Raw genomic sequence first — 21,699 nt, 5'->3', positions numbered from 1 at the left:
CCGGACAGGAGTTCAGGTGAGCTCGCCGGGGGTGACCGCTCCCCGCTGCAGTGCTGCGTTGGCGAGCTCGACGCGGCGCCGGGTGCTCGACGGGTCCAGGTCGAACTTGTCGTAGAGGCGCAGCAGGTGCTGCTTGACCGCGGCCTCGGAGACGACGAGCTCGGTGGCGACGGCGCGGGCCGTCGCGGGCTCGGTGAACACCGCGCCGGAGAACAGCGGCCGGCACAGCGCGACGAGGACGTCGCGCTCGCGGCGGGTGAGCTCCGGGGGCCGGTGCGGTGCGGTCGTGGGCGCCGAGCGGCCCGCCGGGCCACGGAACACCAGCCGCGTCGACCCGACCTGGATCGCGTCGCCGTGGCGCAGGGCGCGCTCGGCGATGAGCCGCTCGCCCGCGACGACGGTCCCGTTGGTGCTGCCGAGGTCGCGGATCGCCCAGCCCGCCCCGTAGGCCTGCAGCACGGCGTGCAGGGAGGACACCTGGCCGTCGTGGTCGAGCACGACCCCGTTGCCCTCGTCCCGACCGATGGTCATCGTCGGCCCGTCGAGGAGGACCACCTCGACGCCGCCGGGCCGCCACACCTCGAGGAAGCTCGGCGCGCGCGCCCCGTCGCTGGTCACCCTCGCCTCCTCCGCACGCGCCCGTCACGCCGCCGCGATCCCCGACGACAGTCACCGACCGTCACATTCGAGTGAGAGTACGCCAGACGGTCTATCACGTTCGAGGGCGTGTGCGACATAGTGTCATCAGGGTCGATCGAGGGGAGGGGGTGACCCGTGTGACCGAGAAGTTCGGGCCGTACGAGCTACTCCGCGTGGTCGGCCGGGGCGGAATGGGTGAGGTGTTCGAGGCCCACGACACCGAGCACGACCGGGTCGTCGCCCTCAAGCGCCTCGCGGCCGAGGCCGCAGGCGACGACGAGTACCAGCGGCGCTTCCGCCGCGAGGCCCGGCTGGTCGCCCGCCTGCGCAGCCCGCACGTCATCCCGATCCACTCCTACGGCGAGATCGACGGGCAGCTGTTCCTCGACATGCGACTCGTCGGGGGTGCCGATCTCGAACAGGTCCTCCAGACCGAGGGCCGGCTCCCGCCCGCGCGGGCGGTGGCGATCGTGGAGCAGGTCGCGTCCGCCCTGGACGCCGCCCACCACGCGGGCCTCATCCACCGCGACGTGAAGCCGTCGAACGTCCTCATCGACGACGGGGTCGGCGCCCACGACTTCGTCTACCTCGTCGACTTCGGGATCACCCGGTCGGTGGGCGGCGACGAGAGCGCGCCGCTCACCGGCACCCGCGTCCTCATCGGGAGCCTCGACTACATGGCCCCCGAGCGGTTCTCGGGCGAGGGCGGGCACGGGATCGACGTCTACGCGCTGGCGTGTCTCCTGTTCGAGTGCCTCACCGGCACCAGGCCCTTCCCGATCGACGAGCCCGTCGAGCTGATGACCGCGCACCTCACCTGGACCCCGCCCACGCCGTCGCGCTCGGTGCCCGGCCTGGACCCGGCCTTCGACGCCCTGATCGCCACCGGCCTGGCCAAGGACCCCGCGAAGCGGCCCGCCAGCGCGGGCGAGCTCGCCGCCGCGGCCCGGGCGGCGCTCGACGCCGGGGCCGGACGGGCGGTGCCGTCGACCCCCACCACGGCGCAGTGGCGCCGGAGCGAGGCGGAGCCCGGGCCGCCCGCCGTGGCCCGCCGGGGCGGCACCCAGCAGTCGGCCGCCTCCGCGCCGATCGAGGTGCCCACCACGGTCGTGCCCGCCACGAGCGCGGGCCACGCGGTCCCCGCCGACGCCACGGCGGTCCTGCGCCCGGCCCCGCGGGCGACGGGCGGCGCCCACGCGCCCGCCCCCGCCCCCGCCCCCGCCCCCGCTCCTCCGCGGGGTCCCGGCGGCCCGCCCCGCACCGCGATGCGCCCGGGCTGGGCCCCGGGGCAGCAGCCGCCGGCAGGGAGCGGGGCCCGTCGCCCGACGGGCGGGGCGCCGGGAGCCGGCCGGCCGGCCGGGGCCCACGCGCCGCCGACGCGGACGCCCGCCCCCGCGGATCCCACGGCAGACCTGCGGGTCCACCAGCCCCGGGCCGTGTCGCTGGCGGGTCCGGCCCCCGATCCGGTGACGCCCACCGACCCGGCCCCGGCGGGGTCGCCGGACCGGCGACGCCTCCTGCGCAAGGCGCTGTGGATCGTCCTGTCCGTCCTCCTCGTGGCGCTCGTCGTCGCGGCCGCCGTGTACGTCGCGGTGCTCCTCACGCCCGCCGCCGGCTGAACGGAGGTCTCGCGATGGACGACGTCCCGACACCACGCCCACCCTTGCTCCGCGGTGACAGAACCCTGACCCCGAGCAGCGGGAAGGGTGTCCGCGCGGCGATGTCGACGGGGGGCGGCCCGGCCCATCCTTGGTGTCACACCGGAACGACGACAGCGAAACCGAGGAGGTCGCCATGACCATCATCTCCGCGCCCCAGCAGTACAACACCGACGACCTCTTCGTGGACCTCAACGCGATCGTCGAGCGCCGCCTCTTCCTCAAGGTCGAGGGCATGAACTTCGCGGGCTCCGTGAAGCTGAAGGCCGCGGCCTCGATGATCGGGGCGGCCCAGGCCGAGGGCAGGCTCAACCCCTGGTCGATCGTCGTCGAATCGTCGTCGGGCAACCTCGGCGTCGCCCTCGCGATGGTCTGCGCGAACTACGGCTACCGCTTCATCTGCGTCACCGACGACCGCTGCAACATGCAGACGCGCAAGCTCATCGAGGCCTTCGGCGGCGAGGTCCACGTCGTCGACGTGCCCCACCCCGAGACCGGCCTGCTCGGGGCCCGCCTCGAGCACCTGGACTCGATCTGCGCGGAGAACCCCGACGCCGTCTGGCTCAACCAGTACGAGAACCCGGCCAACGCGGGCGCCCACTACGCCCAGACCGGGCCCGCGATCGCCCGGACGTTCCCCCACGTCAACGTCGTGTTCGTCGGCGCGGGCACCTGCGGGACGCTGATGGGCACCGCTCGCTGGTTCAAGCAGCACCGTCCCGACGTCAAGATCGTCGCGATCGACGTCGAGGGCTCGGTGAGCTTCGGCGGCCCGGCCGCGTCCCGCCGCATCCCGGGCCTGGGCATGGGGATGACCCCGCCGGCGCTCGACCGCTCGATGATCGACGACGTCGTCATCGTCCCCGAGACCGAGACCCTGCGGATGTGCCAGCGCCTGGCGATGCGCGGGTTCCTGTTCGGCGGCTCCACCGGCACCGTCGTCGCGGGTGCCGCCGACTGGATGGGTCGGAACGGGTGGCCCGGCATGACCGCCGTGACCCTCGCGCCCGACTCCGGCGAGCGCTACCTCGAGACCGTCTACGCCCCGCTCTGGCGCGAGGAGCACTACGGCGCCCGCGCCCGTCTGACGGGCCGTCACGTCCTGCCCGACAACCTGCCCACCGCCCCGCCGGCGTCCACCGCCTGATCCCGCCCATCAGCACGCCAGCCCGCCCAGCCCCAACCACAGCTCGATCCCGACCGGAGTCACCATGTCGTCCACGATGCAGCAGCCCGCCGCCGGCAACCTCGACCTCCGCCCCGGCCGTCCCCCGATCCTGTGGACGAACCCCGGTCCCGATCCCGTCGGCTGGGCGGCGCACTTCCGCAACGACGTGCGCCAGATCGTGGCTCGCCACGGCGCGGTCATGATCCGTGGCCTCGGGGTCCGCGACCACGCGCAGACGGCCGCCGTGTTCGGTCGCCTCGCGGCGGTCGGCCTGCTGGCCGAGCGTGAGGCCTTCGCCCCCCGCACCGCGCTCGGGAACGGGCTGTACTCGTCCACCCAGTGGCCGGCGACCCAGCAGATGTGCCTGCACAACGAGCTGAGCTACCTGCCCGACCCGCCCGCCTTCATGTTCTTCGCCTGCCTGGCCCCGCCCGCCGCCGGCGGGGCCACCCCGGTGGGCGACGCCTCGGCCGTGCTCCAGGCGCTGCCCCAGCCCCTGGTGGCGCGACTCGACCACGAGGGCTGGTTGCTGGTCCGCAACTACAACGAGGAGATCGGCGCGTCGTGGGCCGAGGCCTTCGGCACCAGCGACCGCGGCGCCGTCGAGCACTACTGCCGCAGCCAGGGCATCGAGTTCACCTGGAACGGCGACGGCCTGAGCACCCGTCAGCGCCGCCGCGCGGTGGTGCGCCACCCCGTCGACGGGCGTCCCTGCTGGTTCAACCAGGTCGCGTTCCTCAACGAGTGGACGCTCGACCCCGACATCCGCGAGTACCTCGTCGAGTCCTACGGACCCGACGGCCTGCCGTTCACCACGCGCTTCGGCAACGGCGAGCCGATCGGCGAGGACGTGGTGAACCTGATCAACAACGCGTACACCGCCCACACCGTGAGCGAGCCGTGGCAGGCGGGCGACGTCATGGTCGTCGACAACATCCGCACCGCCCACGGCCGCGAGCCCTACCAGGGCGACCGCGAGGTGGTCGTCGGGATGGCGGACGCGATCCGCCTGGGGTGAGTCAGCCGCTCGGGGGCGACATCGTCCCGCCGGAATGCTTCGGAGACCGAAGCATGCCCATGAGCCGGGACGAGGTGCTCAGACCGGGCCCAGGATCCGGTCGAGGTGGTCGTTGCCGAACAGGCCGGCGGGGTCGACGTCGCACCGCACGCGGCGGAAGTCGTCGAAGCGCGGGTAGCGCTGTGCCAGGTCCGTGGCGTCGAGGTGGTGCTCCTTGCCCCAGTGTGGGCGCCCGCCCACCGCCGCGGCGACGTCGCCGAACGCCGCGAAGTACGCCCGGTACGGCGCGCCGACGTACTGGTGGATCGCGACGTAGGCGGTGTCGCGGCCGTGGGCGGTCGAGAGCCAGACGTCGTCGGCGGCGGCGACGCGCACCTCGACGGGGAAGAGCACGGGATGCTCCAGGCGGGACACGAGGGTGCGGAGCTCGGCGAGCACCTCACCGAGGCGCGCCCGCGGCAGCGCCCACTCCGACTCCACGAACCGGACGCGGCGCGTCGTCGTGAACACCCGGTCGGAGCGGTCGCCGTACTCGCGGGCCGAGAGCACCGCGCCGGCGACGCGGCCGAGCGGGACGGCGGTGCGGGGCAGCGCGCGACCGACCCGGCACAGGGCCCCGAAGGCGGCGTTCTCGACGAGGTCGTACTCCACGAAGCGCCGCACCGGGTGCAGCGGCGGCGGTGCGTCGGCGGCCGGCACGCGGTGGTTGCGCTTGACCAGGGCGTGGTCGCCGTACGGGAACCAGTAGAACTCGACGTGGTCGGCGCCGGTGAGCAGGCCGTCGAGGTCGCCGAGCACCTCGTCCAGCGGCTCCGGGCGCTCGCTCGCCCGCAGGGTGAAGGCGGGCACGGCCTGCAGGGTCACGTGGGTGACGACGCCCAGCGCGCCGAGCCCGACGCGGGCGGCGGCGAACAGCTCGGGGCGCTCGGCGGCGTCGGCGTGCACGGGTGTGCCGTCGGCGAGCACGAGGTCGAGCGCCGTGATCTGCGTGGCCAGCCCGCCGAGCCGGGCGCCGGTGCCGTGCGTGCCGGTGGCGACGGCCCCGGCGACGGTCTGGGCGTCGATGTCCCCGAGGTTCGCCAGCGCCAGGCCGTGCGCGTCGAGGGCGGCGTTGAGGGCGCGCAGCGTGGTGCCCGCGCGGACCCGGACGCGCCGGGTCGCCGTGTCCAGCGACTCGATGCCGGCCCAGTGCCGCAGGTCGATCGCGTGGTCGTCGGTGGCGGCGAGCGCGGTGAACGAGTGGCCGCTGCCGCGGGGCCGCAGGTGCGAGCCCCGGGCGGCGTGCACCGCCGCCACGACGTCGTCGACGGACCGGGGGAGGTGCACGTGGGACGGGGTGGCGGCCACCGTCCCCGCCCAGTTCCGCCACGTACCGCGAGTCACCTCGGCACCGTAGCGTCGCCGGTGTGATCGACCGCTGGGATCGCGCGACCGCCGACCTCGACCCGCCGTTCGCGATCGTCGATCTCGACGCCTTCGACGCCAACCTCGACGACCTCGTCGCGCGGGCGGCGGGGCTCCCGATCCGGCTCGCCACCAAGTCCCTGCGGTGCCGCGCCCTCATCGAGCGCGCGGTCGACCGACCGGGCGTCACGGGGCTGATGTGCTACTCGCTGCGCGAGGCGCTCTGGCACGTCGGGAACGGCACCGGCGACGACGTGCTCGTCGGCTACCCGACGGTGGACCGCGCCGCGCTGTGCGACCTCACGGGCGACGAGGACGCCCGGGTCGAGGTGACGCTCATGGTCGACTCCGTCGAGCACCTCGACCTGGTCGACGCCGCCGTGGGAGCCCGGTACCGGGAGCTGCGGGTGTGCCTCGACCTCGACGCCGCGTGGCGCCCCGTGCGCGGCGTGCACGTCGGCGCCCGCCGGTCACCGGTGCGCACGGCCGACGAGGCCGCCCGGCTCGCCCGGACGATCGCGGCGCGTCCGGGCTTCCGGCTCGTCGGGCTCATGGCCTACGAGGGCCAGATCGCCGGGGTGCCGGACGCCACCGGCTCGCAGGTCCGCGACGCGGCGGTGCAGTGGATGCAGCGACGGTCCGCCGCCGAGCTCGCGGAGCGGCGGGGTGCGGTGGTGCGGGCGGTGCGCGAGGTCGCCGACCTGGAGTTCGTCAACGGCGGCGGCAGCGGCAGCGTGGAGTCCACGCGCGCGGACCCGTCGATCACGGAGATCGCCGCGGGCTCGGCGCTGATCGGCTCGACGCTCTTCGACGGCTACACGCGCATGCACCCGCGACCCGCGCTCGCCTACGCGCTGTCCGTGGTGCGCCGCCCCGACGACCGGACGGCCACGCTGGCCGGCGGTGGCTGGGTGGCCTCGGGGCCGGCGGCCGCGTCGCGGCTCCCGTCCCCGGTCCGCACCGACCTCGCGCTGACCGGCACCGAGGGCGCCGGGGAGGTGCAGACGCCGGTGCGGGGCCGGGCCGTCCCCGCCCTCGGTGACCGCGTGTGGATGCGCCCCGCCAAGGCCGGCGAGCTCGCCGAGCACCTCACCGCGTACCACCTCGTCGTGGGCGACCGCGTCGTGCGCACCGTGCCGACCTACCGCGGCGAGGGGAAGGCCTTCGGTTAGGGGGCCGGCCGGCGCTGCTCCTCCGGGCCGCCCGGGACCCACAGCACGTCGCCGCCGGGGTTGGCCACGCGTCCGAGGATGAACAGCAGGTCCGAGAGCCGATTGAGGTAGTGCGCGGGCAGCGTGCTCGTGCGGTCGGGATCGGCCGCGATCACGGCCCAGGTGCTGCGCTCGGCGCGGCGGGTGACCACGCGCGCGATGTTCAGGTAGGCGGCCGCGGGGGTGCCGCCGGGCAGGATGAACGAGTTGAGCTTCGGCAGGTCCTCGTTGAACTCGTCGCACCAGCCCTCGAGCCGCTCGACCTGGCGCTCGGTGACGCGCAGCGGCGGGTACTCCGGGTTCTCGATCACCGGGGTCGCGAGGTCGGCGCCGACGTCGAAGAGGTCGTTCTGGATCTGGCGCAGCGGGGCGACGATCGCCTCGGGCGGCGACCCGACGGAGAGCGCGACGCCGATCGCGGCGTTCGCCTCCTCGGAGTCGGCGTAGGCCGAGAGCCTCGGGTCGGTCTTGGGCACGCGCGAGAAGTCCGACAGGCCCGTCGTCCCGTCGTCGCCGGTGCGCGTGTAGATCCGGGTCAGGTGTACGGCCACACCGTCAGTCTAGGGACGCGGCGAGGTGCGCGGCGGCGCCGAGCACGGACGCGGCCTGGACGGCGACGAGGTCGCGCAGCGGGACGCGGGTGGCCGGCGCGCGCCCGGCGGCCTCCGCCGACCAGACGGCGAACCGCCCGGCGAGGTCGGCGCGGGCCGCGCGCACCGCGGGCCGGACGTTGCCGAGCGCGTGCTCGGCGTCGAGCGCGCGCAGGAGCATGCCGCCGTAGCGCAGCCGGGCCATGTCGACGACCTCGTCGAGCGAGGCGTGCTCGGCGACGGTCGCCGGCCGGTCGGGTTCCTGGATGGCCCGGCGCGCCAGGTCGGTCGCGCTGCCCGCGAGGAACGGGGCGAAGAAGCGGGTGGCGCGCACGAACGGCGACTCGTGCACGAGGCCGTTGAGCGCGGTGAGGGCGCCGGAGAGGGTGGTCGCGAGGTCGTCGACGGCCTCGGCGGCCCCGCGCAGCAGCGTCGCCCGGTCGTAGCCGCTCGCCGCGTCGTCGCCGAGGCGGTCGTCGCGCCAGTAGGGCACCTCGGTGACCAGCGTCAACGTGCCGTGGCGGGCGGCGTAGGCGCCGGTGGAGTTCCCGCCCGCGAGGTTCTCGTGCTCCCCGGTGACCTCGAGGTGGTCGTAGGCGTCGCGGATGTCGAGCGAGCGGTAGATGCCCTCGGCGAGCAGCGGGATCCACGGGGCCTCGGGCTCGCCGCGGTGCAGGCGGAGGCCGACCTCGGCGGGGACGGCCTGGAGCACCGGGTGCAGGTCGGGCTCGGGGCGGCTCAGGTAGTGGTAGACGCCGCCGACCTCGGCGTTGTGCAGCGAAGCCATGAGCACCGGGCGGTGCTCGTCGACGAGCCGCATCAGCGCGAGCGTCTCGGGCAGCACCGCGTCGAACCACGCGTCCTTGTGCGCGAGCGGGAAGCTCCACTCGATCTGCTCGGTACCCGCCTGCCGGTACAGGTGGCGGGCGTAGTGCTCCCGGGTGAAGGGCCCGGCGAGCCAGCCCTCGTTGAGCCGCAGGCCGTCCGGGTCGATGCACGGGACGACGTGCCACGTGAGCCCGAGTCGGGCCCGCAGGCCGTCGTCCTGCGCGAGACGCCGCGCCAGGTGCAGCGCGGTGAGCCCGCCCACCGGCTCGTTCGGGTGCGGCAGGCCGATGACCAGCGCGGACGGCCCCGGCCCGTCGACGGTCAGCGCCGTGAGCGGCTCGCCCTGGCCCGAGGTGCCGATCCGGCGGCGGGTGACGACGCCGGGGTGCTCGGCGGCCAGCCGCGCCGACTCCGCCGCCAGCTCGTCGGCCCCGGCCAGCGCGTCGCGGGGCGGGACGGCGGCCATCTCCGCGACGAGCCAGCCGGGCAGGGGAGCGGTCACGGCCCGGAGGGTGCCAGCGTCAGCGGCTCAGCGCCCCCGCGAACTGCGGCACGGCACGGTCGAGGGCCGCCGCGGTGCCGGGCACCGAGCCCGAGGAGAACGCGTCGCTCGTGGTCTTGTCGTCCAGGACGACGAGGTGCCCGGCCTGCGCGGCCGGGGTCCGCGAGAGCACCGGGTCGGTGCGGATCGCGTCGGCGCTCGCGTTGATCGGGAAGACGACGGTGAGGTCGGAGGAGAGCAGGCCGACCTGCTCGCCGGAGAGCGGCACGTAGAACGACCCGTTCGCGCTGCCCGCGAGCGCCTCGATCTGCGGCGGGGTGGTGAACCCGAGCTCGTTCATGACGTCGACGCGCGCGTCGCCGGGGACGTAGGCGCCCCACTGGCCGCCGAAGAAGGCGCCGACGCCGGCAGGCCGGCCCGCGAACTGGGGGTTCGCGGCGGTGGTGGCCCGGAACTTCTCCTCGAGGCCGGCGATCTGCCGGGCGCCCTCGTCGGGCTTGCCGAGCGCCGCCGACACCATCGTCATCTGCTGGCGCCAGGTGGTCCCGTAGGAGGCGGCGAGCCCCGGGGGCGGGGAGACGGTGGGCGCGATCTGGTTGAGCGTGTCGAAGCGCTGCCGGTCGCCCGAGGAACGCGTGTCGAGGATGAGGTCGGGCCGCAGGGCGGCGACGGCCTCGTAGTCGAGCTGCGTGGTGCCGAGGATCGTCGGCGGCGTCGTGTACGGCGGCGACCAGGGCCCGACGCCGGTGCCGCCGAAGGCGAGCCAGTCCGACGCGCCGACGGGCTGGACCCCGAGGGTCAGCGCGGTCTCGGCGTCCGACCAGCCCAGCGCCACGATCCGCTGCGGCGCCTCCTCGACGGTGACCGGCCCGAACACGGTGTCGATCGTGGCGGGGTAGGCGCTGCCGACCGCCGAGCCGGCGGGGGCGCCCCCGGCACCGGAGCCGCCGCCACCGCACGCGGCGACGGCGAGCAGGGCGAGGGCGCAGGCCGCGAGGGCGAGGCGGCGGACCACGGGGACTCCTGACGTCGGATGGGACACTTCGGACAACCGAGGCTAGGCAACCCTAACGGGTAGGGTGCGCGCGTCGGCGGGGGTTCGCGATCGGTCGGAGGCGTGCAGCGAGGTGGTCGCGGAGGTGACGCCGCCCGGGGAGACCCGCGCCGGCGCGCGCCCGGGGTCCACGGCGCGCGTCCTCGGGCTCGTGGGGCTCGTCGCCCTGGCCGTCGTGGTGCTGCTGATCAGCATCGGTATCGGCTCACGCGACATCGGCCTCGCCCAGTCCTGGTCGCTGCTCTGGGGTGGCAACGGGGGTGACGGCACCGGCACCGAGGCCGCGATCGTCCGCGACCTGCGCCTGCCCCGCGGCCTGCTCGCCCTCGCCGTCGGCGCGGCGCTGGGCCTCTCGGGCGCCGTGATGCAGGGCCTGTCGCGCAACCCGCTCGCCGACCCCGGCCTGCTCGGGGTCAACGCAGGCGCCGCGACGGCGGTGGTCATCGCCATCGGCGCGTTCGGGATCGGCACGGTGACCGGCTACGTGTGGTTCGCCCTGGTCGGCGCCGCGCTGGCGATGGTGGCGGTGCACGTGCTCGGGGCCACCGGGCGCTCGTCGGGCACCCCCGACCGGCTCGTGCTCGCCGGCGCGGCCGTCACCGCGGTGCTCATCGCCCTCGTCAACGCCGCGCTCGTGCTCTCCCCGCGCACGTTCGACTCGTTCCGCTTCTGGAACCTCGGCTCGCTGTCCGGTCGAGGTGTCGACGTGCTGCTCGCCGTGGCCCCGTTCATCGCCGTCGGCGTGGTCGCGTCGTTCGCGATGGCCCGCGCCCTCGACACCCTCGTGCTCGGCGACCGGGCCGGCACCGCCCTCGGGCTCGACGTCGGGCGCACCCGCGTGTACGCGGGCGTCGCGGCGACGGTGCTCGCCGGCGCGGCCACCGCGGCCGTCGGGCCGATCGCCTTCCTCGGGCTGGCCGTGCCGCACGCCGTGCGGTTCCTGGTCGGGCCCGCGCACCGCTGGGTGCTGCCCTACACCGCCGTGCTCGGGGCCGTCGTGCTGCTCGTCGCCGACGTCGTGGGCCGGGTGCTCGCGCCGCCCGGGGAAATCCAGGTCGGGGTCACGACGGCCGTGCTCGGCGTGCCCGTCTTCGTGGCCCTGTGCCGCCGGCGGCGGCTGGTGAGCGTGTGAGCGCGCCGCCCCGCCCGCGTCCGGCCCCGCCCGTCACCGGCCGCCTCGTCCGCCTCGCCGGCGGGCGTGTCTGCCTGCGGGTGGGCCCGCGGTCGGTCGCCGTCGGCGCCGTGTCGCTGCTCGTCGTCGTCGTGGGCGCCGTGGCCTCGCTGACCACCGGCGAGGCCCCGCTGACGGTGTTCGAGGTGGGCGAGACGCTGGTGGGCCAGGGCAGCCGGTCCACCGAGTTCGTCGTGCTGACGCTGCGCCTGCCGCGCCTGCTGCTGGCGATCGGGGTGGGCGCGGCGCTGGCGGCCAGCGGCGCGGTGCTGCAGAGCCTCTCGCGCAACGTGCTCGGGAGCCCGGACGTCATCGGGTTCACCACCGGGGCCGCGACGGGCGCGCTCGTCGCCATCGTCGTGCTCGGGGCGAGCACGCTCGGGACGTCGGTGGGCGCCCTGGTCGGCGGCGTGGTCACCGCGCTCGTCGTCGTCGGGCTCGCCGCAGGCCGGGGGACGCAGGGCCTGCGCCTGGTGCTCATCGGCATCGGCGTCGGGGCGATGCTGCTCGCGGTGAACAGCTGGCTGATCACCCGCGCCGCCCTGCAGACCGCCGTGGACGCGCAGGCCTGGCTGCTCGGGGACCTGTCGAACCGCGGCTGGACGCAGGTGGTGGCGCTCGCCGTCGCGCTGGTGCTCCTGCTGCCGATCGTGCTCGCCGGCGCGCGCCGCCTGGCCCTGCTCGAGCTCGGCGACCGCCCGGCGGGCGGCCTCGGCGTCGACGTCACCCGCACCCGCAACGTCGCGCTGCTCGCCGCGGTCGGGCTCGCCGCCGCCGCGACCGCCGCGGCCGGGCCGATCCCGTTCCTCGCGCTCGCCGCACCCCAGATCGCCCGGCAGCTCAGCCGGTCGGCGACGCCGGTCCTCGTACCGTCGGCGCTGCTCGGGGCGGCGATGCTCGTGGTCGGCGACCTCGCCGTGACCCGCCTCTTCGCGCCCGTCCCGCTGCCCGTGGGCGTCGCCACCGGCCTGCTCGGGGGCCTCTACCTCATCGCCCTGCTGGTCCGCATGTGGCGGGGGAGCACCACGTGACCGCACGCCAGGGAGCCTCATGACCCGCCTTCTCGCCCAGGACGTGACGCTGGGCTACGAGGGACGCACCGTCGCCACCGACCTCTCGGTGGCGATCCCGGACGGCTCGTTCACCGTGATCGTCGGGCCGAACGCGTGCGGCAAGTCGACGCTGCTCGCGGCCCTGGCGCGCGTCCTCGCACCGCAGAAGGGCACGGTGGTTCTCGACGGGCACGCGATCTCGAGCTACCGGTCCAAGGAGGTCGCGCGCCGCCTCGGCCTGCTCCCGCAGACGGCCAGCGCGCCCGGCGGCATCACCGTCGGCGACCTCGTCGCCCGCGGGCGCTATCCGCACCAGCAGCTGCTCAAGCAGTGGTCGGACGACGACGAGAAGGCCGTCGTCGAGGCGATGACGCTCACGAACGTCGCCGACCTCGCCGACCGCGCCGTCGACGAGCTCTCCGGCGGCCAGCGCCAGCGCGTCTGGCTCGCGATGGCGCTCGCCCAGGAGACGCCGATCCTGCTGCTCGACGAGCCGACGACCTACCTCGACATCTCCCACCAGGTCGACGTGCTGGAGCTCTGCGCCCGCCTGCACGACGAGTCCGGGCGCACCCTCGTCGCGGTGCTCCACGACCTCAACCAGGCCGCGCGCTACGCCACCCACCTGATCGCGCTGCGCCCGGGCGGGGTGGTGGCCGCGAGCGGGCCGCCGGCCGAGGTGCTGACCGAGGAGCTCGTCACCGACGTCTACGGCCTCGCGTGCCGGGTGGTGCCCGACCCCGAGACCGGCACCCCGATGGTCGTCCCGCGGCGCCCGCTGCGCGGCCCCGCTTCCGAGAAGGGGGCCCGCACCGGCGCCGCCGACGGCGCCCTCCGGGCCGACGGGTAGCGTCCTGCCGCGATGAACGAGCACTTCGTGGTGCGCGGCTCGGGCCCGCTGTCCGGGGCCGTCGACGTCGTCGGCGCCAAGAACAGCGTGCTCAAGCTCATGGCGGCGGCGCTCCTGGCCGAGGGCCGGACGATCCTGACGAACTGTCCCGAGATCCTCGACGTGCCGCTGATGGCCGACGTTCTGCGCAGCCTCGGCTGCACGGTCGACGTCGACGGCGCCACCGTGACGATCGACGTGCCGGCCGACCTGACCTCCGAGGCCGACTACCGCTCGGTCTCGCGGCTGCGGGCCTCGGTGTGCGTGCTCGGGCCGCTTGTCGCCCGTTGCCGTCGCGCGGTGGTGCCCCTGCCGGGTGGCGACGCCATCGGCTCGCGGCCCCTCGACATGCACCAGGCGGGCCTGCGCCTGCTCGGGGCGTCGAGCGAGATCTCCCACGGCTGCGTGGTGGCGGACGCCGAGACGCTGCGCGGCGCCCAGATCTGGCTCGACTTCCCCAGCGTCGGGGCCACCGAGAACATCCTCATGGCCGCGGTCTTCGCCGACGGCACGACGGTGATCGACAACGCCGCGCGCGAGCCCGAGATCGTCGACCTCGTGACGATGCTCCAGCAGATGGGCGCCAAGATCGAGGGCGGCGGCACGTCGACGCTCACCGTCCACGGCGGCGGGGCGCTCACGCCCACGAACCACCGGGTGATCGGCGACCGCATCGTGGGCGCCACCTGGGGCTTCGCCGCGGCCATGGCCGGCGGGGACGTCACCGTGCGCGGCGTCGACCCCCACCACCTCGACCTCGTGCTCGACCGCCTCGCCCAGGCGGGCGCCGAGGTCAGCGCGCAGGGCGAGGGCTTCCGGGTCGTCATGGAGAGCCGTCCGCGCTCGGTGGACTGGGTGACGCTGCCCTACCCGGGCTTCGCCACCGACCTCCAGCCCATGGCGATCGCGCTCTCCGCGATCTCCGAGGGCACCTCGATGATCACCGAGAACGTGTTCGAGGGCCGGTTCCGGTTCGTCGAGGAGATGGTCCGGCTCGGCGCCGACGCCCGTACCGACGGCCACCACGCCGTCGTCCGCGGCGTGCGGCGGCTCTCGTCGGCGCCGGTCTGGGCGTCCGACATCCGCGCCGGCGCCGGGCTCGTGCTCGCCGGGCTGTGCGCGGACGGGGAGACCGAGGTCTGGGACGTCGCCCACATCGACCGCGGCTACCCGCTGTTCGTCGAGAACCTCGCCGCCCTCGGCGGCGGCATCCACCGGGTGGTCGCGCCGCCGGTGCGCTGATCCCGTGAGCGAGATTCGCGGCTATAGCCCCGAAGTTCGCTCACAGGGCGTGCAGCACCAGGCGGGCGTCGTTCGCGTCGCGGGGGAAGGCCAGCAGGGCCCAGCCCTCCTCGCGGTGACTGACCGTCACCCGCACCTTCTCGCGGGCCAGCTTGCCGACGAGCACGTCGGCGGCCTCGCGGGTCGGCACCACGGCGACGGTCTCGAGCAGGCCGAGATCGCCGTTCTCGTCGGGCAGCGCGCCCTGCGGGCCGCGGCCGAACGTCCAGCGCAGCAGCCCGGCGATGAAGATCATGAGCGAGATCGCCATCAGGATCTCGCCGATCGAGCCGATCATGTGTGTCTCCTCCGGACCCGACCATCCTGACCGATCCTGTGGCTGACGGCATCCCGTGGGCCGCCCCGCGGGCCGGACCCGTCGGTAACATCAGCGGGTCATCGGCCAGGTGACGCGACGCTGCCGGGTGACGCGATGCTGCCAGGTGCCGCGATGAGGAGGTCCCACGTGCCCTACCCCAGCGACGACGCCCGCGACCGGCCCTGGGTCATGCGGACCTACGCCGGCCACTCGTCGGCGCGCGCGTCGAACGAGCTCTACCGGCGCAACCTGGAGAAGGGGCAGACCGGCCTGTCGGTCGCGTTCGACCTGCCCACGCAGACCGGGTACGACCCCGACGCCGAGCTGGCCAAGGGTGAGGTCGGCAAGGTCGGCGTGCCCGTGTCGCACATCGGGGACATGCGGGCGCTGTTCGACCGGATCCCGCTCGACGAGGCCAACACCTCGATGACGATCAACGCCACGGCGATGTGGATGCTCGCTCTCTACGTCACCGTCGCCGACGAGCAGGGCGCCGACCGCGCGAAGCTCGCGGGCACCACCCAGAACGACATCGTCAAGGAGTACCTCTCGCGCGGGACCTACGCGTTCCCGCCCGGGCCGAGCGTCCGGCTGATCACCGACATGATCGCCTGGACCTACACGAACGTCCCCAAGTGGAACCCGATCAACATCTGCAGCTACCACCTGCAGGAGGCCGGGGCGACGCCGACGCAGGAGGTCGCCTACACGCTGTCGACCGCGATCGCGGTGCTCGACGCCGTCCGCGACTCGGGCCAGGTGCCCGAGGACGACTTCGGCCAGGTCGTCGGGCGCATCTCGTTCTTCGTCAACGCGGGCCTGCACTTCATCGAGGAGATCGCGAAGCTGCGGGCGTTCTCGCAGCTCTGGGACGAGCTCTGCCGCGAGCGCTACGGCGTCGAGGACGCCAAGATGCGGCGCTTCCGCTACGGCGTGCAGGTGAACTCGCTGGGGCTCACCGAGGCCCAGCCGGAGAACAACGTCCAGCGCATCGTGCTGGAGATGCTCGCGGTGACGCTGTCGAAGGACGCCCGGGCCCGCGCGGTGCAGCTGCCGGCGTGGAACGAGGCGCTGGGCCTGCCGCGGCCGTGGGACCAGCAGTGGGCGCTGCGGATGCAGCAGGTGCTGGCCTACGAGACCGACCTGCTCGACCACGACGACATCTTCGCGGGCTCGCACGTCATGGAGGCCAAGACGGCCGCCATCGTCGAGGGGGCGCGCGCCGAGATGGCGAAGGTCGCCGAGATGGGCGGCGCCGTGCCCGCCGTCGACTCCGGCTACATGAAGTCGCAGCTCGTCTCGTCGCTGGCGCAGCGGCGGATGCGCCTGGAGTCCGGCGAGGACGTGGTGGTGGGCGTCAACAAGTTCACCTCCACCGAGCCCAGCCCGCTGCAGGCCGAGGGCGCCGAGGCGATCTTCACCGTCGACAGGTCGGTGGAGGACGAGGCCGCGAAGGCCGTGCAGGAGTGGCGCTCGGGGCGCGACCAGGTCGACGCCGACGCCGCGCTCGACCGCCTGCGCGAGGCCGCGACCACCGACGAGAACCTCATGGAGGCGACGCTCGCGTGCGCCCGCGCCGGGGTCACCACCGGCGAGTGGGCGGGGGCGCTGCGCGACGTCTTCGGCTCCTACCGTGCGCCGACCGGGGTGTCCGCGGCGTCCTCGGGCGCCGGCGAGGCGCCCGAGGACCTGGCCGCGGTGCGCGCCCGCGTCAAGGCGACCGCCGAGGAGATGGGCACGGCGTCGCTGCGCATGCTCGTCGGCAAGCCGGGTCTCGACGGGCATTCCAACGGCGCCGAGCAGATCGCCGTGCGCGCCCGCGACGCCGGCTTCGAGGTGATCTACCAGGGCATCCGCCTCACCCCCGCCGAGATCGTCGCGGCGGCCGTGCAGGAGGGCGTGCACGTCGTGGGCCTGTCGGTGCTGTCGGGCTCGCACCTCGAGGTCGTCCCCGCCGTGCTCGACGGGCTGGCCCGCGCGGGCGCCGAGGACATCCCGGTGGTCGTCGGCGGCATCATCCCGCCGAAGGACGCCGAGCAGCTCCAGCGCCTCGGCGTGCACCGCGTCGTGACGCCGAAGTCCTACTCGCTGACCGGGATCATGGGCGAGTTCGTCGACGTGATCCGCGAGGCGCACGGGCTGGACGCGCCGGCGGCCGTGTGAGCCGACGCGTCCCCGCCCGAGGTCACCCGGGCACGCGGTCGAGGAAGCCGTGGACGCGCTCGAGACGCCCGTCCCCGGCCACCTCGGCGACGTCGAACCCGATCACCACGGGCTCTCCGTCCTTGTTGCCCGCGGGTCCGAGGTGCCAGGTGAAGCGGACGACGTCGTGGTGGGCGTCGAGCACCTCGCCGGGGGAGAACTCCAGGCCGGCGAGCTGCTCCTGGGCGCCCGCGATCAGGGCGTCGACGCCGTCGTGGCCGCGGACGTCGGCCATCGGGTCGACGTAGCGGGCGTCGGGCGTGAACGCCGCGGCGATCGCCTCGCGGCGCGCGGCGGGGTCGGTGGCGTTCCAGGCGGCGAGGTAGCGCTGGACGAGGGCGGTGGTGTCGGTCATAGGGTCCTCCTCGGTGAGTTGCTGACGGGGAGAACCCTGACCGCGGCGCGGTAGCCGGGTCGATGACCTCGTAGGTCATGGACGATCAGCGCCCGGTCCCGCGAGGCTCTCCACCATGAGCGACGACCTGATCGCGTCCATGCCCTTCGCCGCCGAGCTCGGGATCCGGCTGGAGACCGCCGGCGCCGACGAGACCGTCGCCGTCCTGCCCTGGTCCGACGCGCACACCACCGCCGGCGGCCTGCTGCACGGCGGCGCCCTGATGACGCTGGCCGACACCGCGGGCGCCGTCTGCGCCTTCCTCGGGCTGCCGGCGGGGGCGCGGACGGCGACGACGCAGTCGGGCACGCACTTGCTGCGCGCGGTATCGGGCTCCTCGGGCTCCTCGGGCTCCTCGGGCTCCTCGGGCTCCTCGGGCTCCTCGGGCTCCTCGGGCTCCTCGGGCGGCGAGGTCCGGGCGACGGCCCGTCCCGTGCACTCCGGGCGCACCCAGATCGTCGTGCAGACCGACGTCACCGACGACCGGGACCGCCTCGTCGCCCGGACGACCCAGACGCAGGCCGTGCTGCCGGCCTGACCTCGGCCTTCCGGGGACCGGAAACGGTGCCGTGTGCGTGGTGTGGCCTGGGCCACGATCCGCGGGGACCGATCCCGGCGACCTCGGAGGACCGATGCCGCGCCCCACCCTGCTCCTCGTCCACGGCGCCTGGCACGGCTCCTGGTTCTGGGAGCCGCTGATCTCCGAGCTCGGGGAGTTCGACGTGCGCACCGTCGACCTGCCCAGCTGCACCGGCGGCCCGGACGAGCTGGGCGGCCTGGAGGACGACGCGGAGACGGTGCGGGCGGCGATCGCGGGGATCAATGGCCCGGTCGTCGTGGTCGCGCACTCCTACGGCGGGCTGCCGGTGTCGGAGGGGGTCTCCGGCACGGCGGGCGGGCAGGTCACGCACCTCGTCTACCTCTGCGCCTTCATGCTGGACGCGGGGGAGTCGTTGCTGGCCGCCGCCGGCGGCACCCCGCCGCCGTGGTGGGAGGTGCACGAGCGGCACATCGTCGCGAGGACCCCCGAAGCCGTCTTCTACAACGACCTGGACCCCGCCACCGCGGCGTCGGCGGCCGGAAGGCTCGGGCTGCTGAGCCGGGCCGCCACCGAGACGCCCCTGACGCGGGCCGCCTGGCACGACATCGCGAGCACCTACGTCGTCTGCGACCGCGACGCGGCGATCCCGTCGTTCGCGCAGGAGGCGATGGCCCAGCGGGCCGGGACCGTCGTGCACCTCGACGCCGGGCACTCCGCGGCGATGTCCCGGCCGCAGGAGGTGGCGTCGGTGGTGCGCGGGGTGGCGACCTGAGCCGCCGTCAGCTCTCCTCCTCGTCGTCCTTGGCGGCGCCGCGCTTCTTGAGGAAGCCGAAGCCGGGGATGCCGTCGATGGCCTGACGCAGGTCCTTGGTGACGTCGAGCAGCTCGTGGAGGTCCGGTCCGACGCGGTCGAGGGTCGCGAGGATCGGCATGATGTCGGTGACCATGTGCTCGGTGAACTGGGGCATCTCGTCGACGAGCTTGATCAGCGCGTCGACCTCCTCCGGGCTGAGCTCGTCGACGAACCGGCCCGCGAGCGGCGCGGCCCGTTCGAGCATCGGCTGGTAGAGGCCGAGCAGCTCCTGGGCCGACCGGCTCGTCTCCCCGGCGCCCTCGACGATTCCCCGTGCGCCGTCGGTGATCTCCTTGGCGTCGCCCACGACGCCCTCGGCGCCGGACGTGATCGACCGGGCGGACTCGACGACCTCGTTCGCGCCACTGGTGATCGAACGGGCGGAGGTGACGACCTCGTCGGCGCCGCTGGTGATCGAGCGGGCGGAGGTGACGACCTCGTCGGCACCGGACGTGATCGAGCGCGCCGAGGTGACGACCTCGTCGGCGCCGGACGTGATCGAGCGGGCGGACTCGACGACCTCCTCCGCGCCGCCGGTGATGCGACGGGCCGACTCGACGACGTCGTCGGCGCCCAGCGTGATCTTGCGGGCGCTGCCGACGACCTCTTCGGCCCCGGACGTGATCGACCGCGCGCTGCCCACAACCTCCTCGGCGCCCGCGGTGATCGAACGGGCGCTGCCGACGACCTCCTCGGCGCCGGAGGTGATCGACCGGGCGCTCCCGACCACCTCGTTCGCGCCCTCGGTGATCCGCCGGGCCTCGCCGAGGACGCCGTCGACGCGCTCCATGACGCCGTCGACCCGGACCACGATCCCGTCGGCGCGGTCGACCAGCCCGTCGACGCGATCGGCCAGCGTGCCGAGCACGCCCACCAGCCGCGTCACCTCCTCGAGCAGCGCGTCCACCCGCCCCGGCAGCCGCGCGCCGACGTCGACGACCTCGCCGACCCAGCCGAGCACCGACCGCCCGGTGTCCACCACCTCGCCCGGGGAGGGCACCGCCAGCGGACCGAACCGCACCAACGCCATGTCCCCACTCTGCCCGCGCGTGCGGGCGATCACGCCGAAGTCGCTCGCGAGGATGTGGATTTCCTGGCGTTCAGTGCCAGCGTGGACGCAGGGCTTGCACGGGGGTCTAGAGCGAACGGAGCAACAGGAGGGCGTAGGCGGCGAGGGTCTGGGCGTCGGTGACCTCGCCGTCGCGGGCCCGGCGCTCGAACTCGGCGCGCGGGACCCAGGCGAAGCGCATGTCGGCCTCGGTGTCCTCGCGGGCCGGCTCGCCGGCGGTGAGGTCGGTGGCGAGGTAGGCCCGCCCGCGCTGGGACGACAGCCCGGGAGCGACGTCGAGCAGGCCCAGGTACGTCCACGTGGCCGCGGTCAGGCCGGTCTCCTCGCGGAGCTCGCGGGCGGCGAGCTCCGGGGCGGGCATCGCCGCGCGATCGGGCGCGGTGCCCTGCGGGAACTCCCAGCGCCGTAGACCCAGCGGGTAGCGGTACTGCTCGACCATGGCCAGCCGGTCGCCGTCGAGGGCCACGACCAGCGCGTAGTCGGGCTTGTCGACCACCCCGTAGACACCTCCCGCCCCGTCCGCGCGGCGGAACGTGTCCTCGCGCAGCGTCATCCAGGGGTTGGCGTAGACCTCGCGGGTGCTCGTCGTGACGGGGTGCTCCACACCCCGGGATGATCCACGTCGGCCGTCTCCTAGTGTTCGGGGCGTGCGCCTCGTCATCGCCCGATGCACGGTCGACTACGACGGCCGCCTGACCGCGCACCTGCCGAGCGCGTTGCGGCTGCTGCTGGTCAAGGCGGACGGATCGGTCAGCGTCCACGCCGACGACCGCGCCTACAAGCCGCTGAACTGGATGAGTCCGCCGTGCTGGCTCGTGGAGGAGCCCGGCGTGTGGACCGTCAAGAACAAGGCCGACGAGACGCTGACGATCACCCTCGAGGAGATCCAGCACGACTCGTCCCACGAGCTCGGCGTCGACCCGGGGCTGGTGAAGGACGGCGTCGAGGCGCACCTCCAGCAGCTGCTCGCCCAGCACGTCACGACGCTGGGGGACGGGTGGACGCTGGTCCGGCGCGAGTACCCCACCGCGATCGGGCCGGTCGACCTGCTCTGCCGCGACGCCGACGGGGGTTCCGTCGCCGTGGAGATCAAGCGCCGCGGCGAGATCGACGGCGTGGAGCAGCTGACCCGCTACCTCGAGCTGCTCAACCGCGACCCGCTGCTCGCCCCGGTGGCCGGCATCTTCGCGGCGCAGCAGATCAAGCCGCAGGCGAAGGTGCTCGCGAACGACCGCGGCATCCGCTGCGTCACGCTCGACTACGACGCCCTGCGTGGGGCCGTCGTGGACGAGTTCCGGCTGTTCTGACGCCCGTGGGTGGCCGTCTCTCGCGCGCGCTCGCCCGGCGCCTGGGACGGCGCCGTCTGCGGGAGCACCTGCCCGCCGAGGTCGACGGCGAGTGCGTCTTCTGCCGCATTGTCGACGGGCGCGGCGCGGCGAGCGTCGTGGCGTCCTCCGACCGTGCCGTCGCGTTCCTGGACCTGCAGCCCCTCGTCCCGGGCCACGTGCTCGTCGTGCCCCGGGCGCACGCCGCGCACCTCGCCGACGTCGAGGACGTCGACGGCGCCGCGTTGTGGTCGCTCGCGGCGCGCGTCGCGGCGGGCCTGCGGGCTGCGGGCCTCGCCGACGGCGTCAACCTCCTGCTCGCCGACGGCGCGGTCGCCTGGCAGACGGTGTGGCACGTCCACCTGCACGTCATCCCGCGCCGGCGCGGTGACGGGCTGCGCCTCCTGGCTGCCTGGACCCGTCCGGAGCGGACGCGCCTCGACGCCACCGCCGAGCAGATCCGCGCCGCCCTGACCTGAGCGCGGATCGAGTGCGTGGCGGTACGGACACTGGGTGTCTGCGACGGCACTC

The 21,699-nt window shown here is 74.6% G+C and carries 22 protein-coding genes; 13 read left to right on the top strand and 9 right to left on the bottom strand.

Annotated features, from left to right (window positions below):
• Window positions 1-12: 12 nt before the first annotated feature.
• On the bottom strand, window positions 13-618 hold the full coding sequence (locus OG774_RS11810; RefSeq protein ID WP_328309615.1) for an FHA domain-containing protein: 606 nt from the start codon (window positions 616-618) through the stop codon (window positions 13-15).
• A 158-nt stretch (window positions 619-776) separates the two neighbouring features.
• On the opposite strand from OG774_RS11810, the gene OG774_RS11805 reads away from it, so the two are divergent.
• From OG774_RS11805 to OG774_RS11795, 3 genes are all read left to right on the top strand, one after another.
• Entirely contained in the window at window positions 777-2,258 is a 1,482-nt protein-coding gene (locus OG774_RS11805) for a serine/threonine-protein kinase (RefSeq protein ID WP_328309613.1), read from the top strand.
• 175 nt (window positions 2,259-2,433) lie between these two features.
• Window positions 2,434-3,444, top strand: a complete 1,011-nt coding sequence (gene sbnA / locus OG774_RS11800; protein WP_328309611.1) for a 2,3-diaminopropionate biosynthesis protein SbnA — start codon at window positions 2,434-2,436, stop codon at window positions 3,442-3,444.
• A 64-nt stretch (window positions 3,445-3,508) separates the two neighbouring features.
• Entirely contained in the window at window positions 3,509-4,483 is a 975-nt protein-coding gene (locus tag OG774_RS11795) for a TauD/TfdA family dioxygenase (protein ID WP_328309609.1), read from the top strand.
• A gap of 78 nt (window positions 4,484-4,561) precedes the next feature.
• On the opposite strand, the gene OG774_RS11790 is transcribed toward OG774_RS11795, so the two are convergent.
• Window positions 4,562-5,866 (bottom strand): D-arabinono-1,4-lactone oxidase, encoded by a 1,305-nt coding sequence (locus OG774_RS11790; RefSeq protein WP_328309607.1) that lies wholly within the window; start codon window positions 5,864-5,866, stop codon window positions 4,562-4,564.
• A gap of 23 nt (window positions 5,867-5,889) precedes the next feature.
• Between OG774_RS11790 and OG774_RS11785 the strand changes: the two genes are divergently transcribed.
• Complete coding sequence (locus OG774_RS11785; protein WP_328309605.1) at window positions 5,890-7,059, top strand: alanine racemase; 1,170 nt, start codon at window positions 5,890-5,892, stop codon at window positions 7,057-7,059.
• Here the strand turns inward: OG774_RS11785 and OG774_RS11780 are convergent.
• Genes OG774_RS11780 through OG774_RS11770 form a run of 3 tightly spaced genes read right to left on the bottom strand, consistent with a single transcriptional unit; the run spans window position 7,056 to window position 10,033 of the window.
• The gene (locus OG774_RS11780) at window positions 7,056-7,649 is read right to left on the bottom strand and encodes a cob(I)yrinic acid a,c-diamide adenosyltransferase (protein ID WP_328309603.1); all 594 of its coding nucleotides are present in this window, start codon (window positions 7,647-7,649) and stop codon (window positions 7,056-7,058) included. The genes OG774_RS11785 and OG774_RS11780 overlap by 4 nt on opposite strands.
• A gap of 4 nt (window positions 7,650-7,653) precedes the next feature.
• On the bottom strand, window positions 7,654-9,018 hold the full coding sequence (locus OG774_RS11775; protein WP_328309601.1) for a M14 family zinc carboxypeptidase: 1,365 nt from the start codon (window positions 9,016-9,018) through the stop codon (window positions 7,654-7,656).
• Between the two features lie 19 nt (window positions 9,019-9,037).
• On the bottom strand, window positions 9,038-10,033 hold the full coding sequence (locus OG774_RS11770) for an iron-siderophore ABC transporter substrate-binding protein (RefSeq protein WP_328309599.1): 996 nt from the start codon (window positions 10,031-10,033) through the stop codon (window positions 9,038-9,040).
• 124 nt (window positions 10,034-10,157) lie between these two features.
• Here OG774_RS11770 and OG774_RS11765 point away from each other — a divergent pair, with 124 nt between their 5' ends.
• The 4 genes from OG774_RS11765 to murA are packed head-to-tail and all read left to right on the top strand — an operon-like array spanning window position 10,158 to window position 14,426.
• The gene (locus OG774_RS11765) at window positions 10,158-11,204 is read left to right on the top strand and encodes a FecCD family ABC transporter permease (RefSeq protein ID WP_328309597.1); all 1,047 of its coding nucleotides are present in this window, start codon (window positions 10,158-10,160) and stop codon (window positions 11,202-11,204) included.
• Window positions 11,201-12,274, top strand: a complete 1,074-nt coding sequence (locus OG774_RS11760) for a FecCD family ABC transporter permease (RefSeq protein WP_328309595.1) — start codon at window positions 11,201-11,203, stop codon at window positions 12,272-12,274. The genes OG774_RS11765 and OG774_RS11760 overlap by 4 nt, the downstream gene beginning before the upstream one ends.
• A 19-nt stretch (window positions 12,275-12,293) precedes the next feature.
• Window positions 12,294-13,145 carry an ABC transporter ATP-binding protein gene (locus tag OG774_RS11755; RefSeq protein ID WP_328309593.1) on the top strand — a complete coding sequence of 284 codons (852 nt, stop codon included), beginning with the start codon at window positions 12,294-12,296 and terminating at the stop codon, window positions 13,143-13,145.
• A 12-nt stretch (window positions 13,146-13,157) separates the two neighbouring features.
• Window positions 13,158-14,426: a UDP-N-acetylglucosamine 1-carboxyvinyltransferase gene (gene murA, locus OG774_RS11750; RefSeq protein ID WP_328309591.1), complete on the top strand. Its 1,269-nt coding sequence runs from the start codon at window positions 13,158-13,160 to the stop codon at window positions 14,424-14,426.
• A gap of 40 nt (window positions 14,427-14,466) precedes the next feature.
• On the opposite strand, the gene OG774_RS11745 is transcribed toward murA, so the two are convergent.
• A complete protein-coding gene (locus OG774_RS11745) occupies window positions 14,467-14,763 on the bottom strand; it encodes a hypothetical protein (protein ID WP_328309589.1) in 297 nt (98 codons plus the stop codon).
• Window positions 14,764-14,931: 168 nt separating this feature from the next.
• Here OG774_RS11745 and OG774_RS11740 point away from each other — a divergent pair, with 168 nt between their 5' ends.
• A complete protein-coding gene (locus tag OG774_RS11740; protein ID WP_328309587.1) occupies window positions 14,932-16,947 on the top strand; it encodes a protein meaA in 2,016 nt (671 codons plus the stop codon).
• Window positions 16,948-16,969: 22 nt separating this feature from the next.
• Here the strand turns inward: OG774_RS11740 and OG774_RS11735 are convergent, their stop codons facing one another.
• Window positions 16,970-17,341 carry a nuclear transport factor 2 family protein gene (locus OG774_RS11735; protein ID WP_328309585.1) on the bottom strand — a complete coding sequence of 124 codons (372 nt, stop codon included), beginning with the start codon at window positions 17,339-17,341 and terminating at the stop codon, window positions 16,970-16,972.
• A gap of 115 nt (window positions 17,342-17,456) precedes the next feature.
• Between OG774_RS11735 and OG774_RS11730 the strand changes: the two genes are divergently transcribed.
• A complete protein-coding gene (locus OG774_RS11730; RefSeq protein ID WP_328309583.1) occupies window positions 17,457-17,918 on the top strand; it encodes a PaaI family thioesterase in 462 nt (153 codons plus the stop codon).
• A 94-nt stretch (window positions 17,919-18,012) separates the two neighbouring features.
• The gene (locus OG774_RS11725; protein ID WP_328309582.1) at window positions 18,013-18,693 is read left to right on the top strand and encodes an alpha/beta hydrolase; all 681 of its coding nucleotides are present in this window, start codon (window positions 18,013-18,015) and stop codon (window positions 18,691-18,693) included.
• 7 nt (window positions 18,694-18,700) lie between these two features.
• On the opposite strand, the gene OG774_RS11720 is transcribed toward OG774_RS11725, so the two are convergent.
• Window positions 18,701-19,804, bottom strand: coding sequence for a methyl-accepting chemotaxis protein (locus OG774_RS11720; protein ID WP_328309581.1), 1,104 nt, complete (start codon window positions 19,802-19,804; stop codon window positions 18,701-18,703).
• A gap of 106 nt (window positions 19,805-19,910) precedes the next feature.
• Window positions 19,911-20,396 carry an NUDIX hydrolase gene (locus tag OG774_RS11715; RefSeq protein WP_328310923.1) on the bottom strand — a complete coding sequence of 162 codons (486 nt, stop codon included), beginning with the start codon at window positions 20,394-20,396 and terminating at the stop codon, window positions 19,911-19,913.
• Window positions 20,397-20,490: 94 nt separating this feature from the next.
• Between OG774_RS11715 and nucS the strand changes: the two genes are divergently transcribed.
• Together nucS and OG774_RS11705 are read left to right on the top strand one after the other, a co-directional pair.
• Complete coding sequence (nucS, locus tag OG774_RS11710) at window positions 20,491-21,150, top strand: endonuclease NucS (RefSeq protein ID WP_328309580.1); 660 nt, start codon at window positions 20,491-20,493, stop codon at window positions 21,148-21,150.
• 5 nt (window positions 21,151-21,155) lie between these two features.
• Window positions 21,156-21,647, top strand: coding sequence for an HIT family protein (locus tag OG774_RS11705; RefSeq protein ID WP_328309578.1), 492 nt, complete (start codon window positions 21,156-21,158; stop codon window positions 21,645-21,647).
• Window positions 21,648-21,699 lie beyond the last annotated feature (52 nt).

This window comes from Actinomycetospora sp. NBC_00405 (assembly GCF_036044095.1).
Taxonomy (GTDB): Bacteria; Actinomycetota; Actinomycetes; order Mycobacteriales; family Pseudonocardiaceae; genus Actinomycetospora; species Actinomycetospora callitridis.
This window is presented reverse-complemented; position numbering and strand designations above follow the sequence as displayed.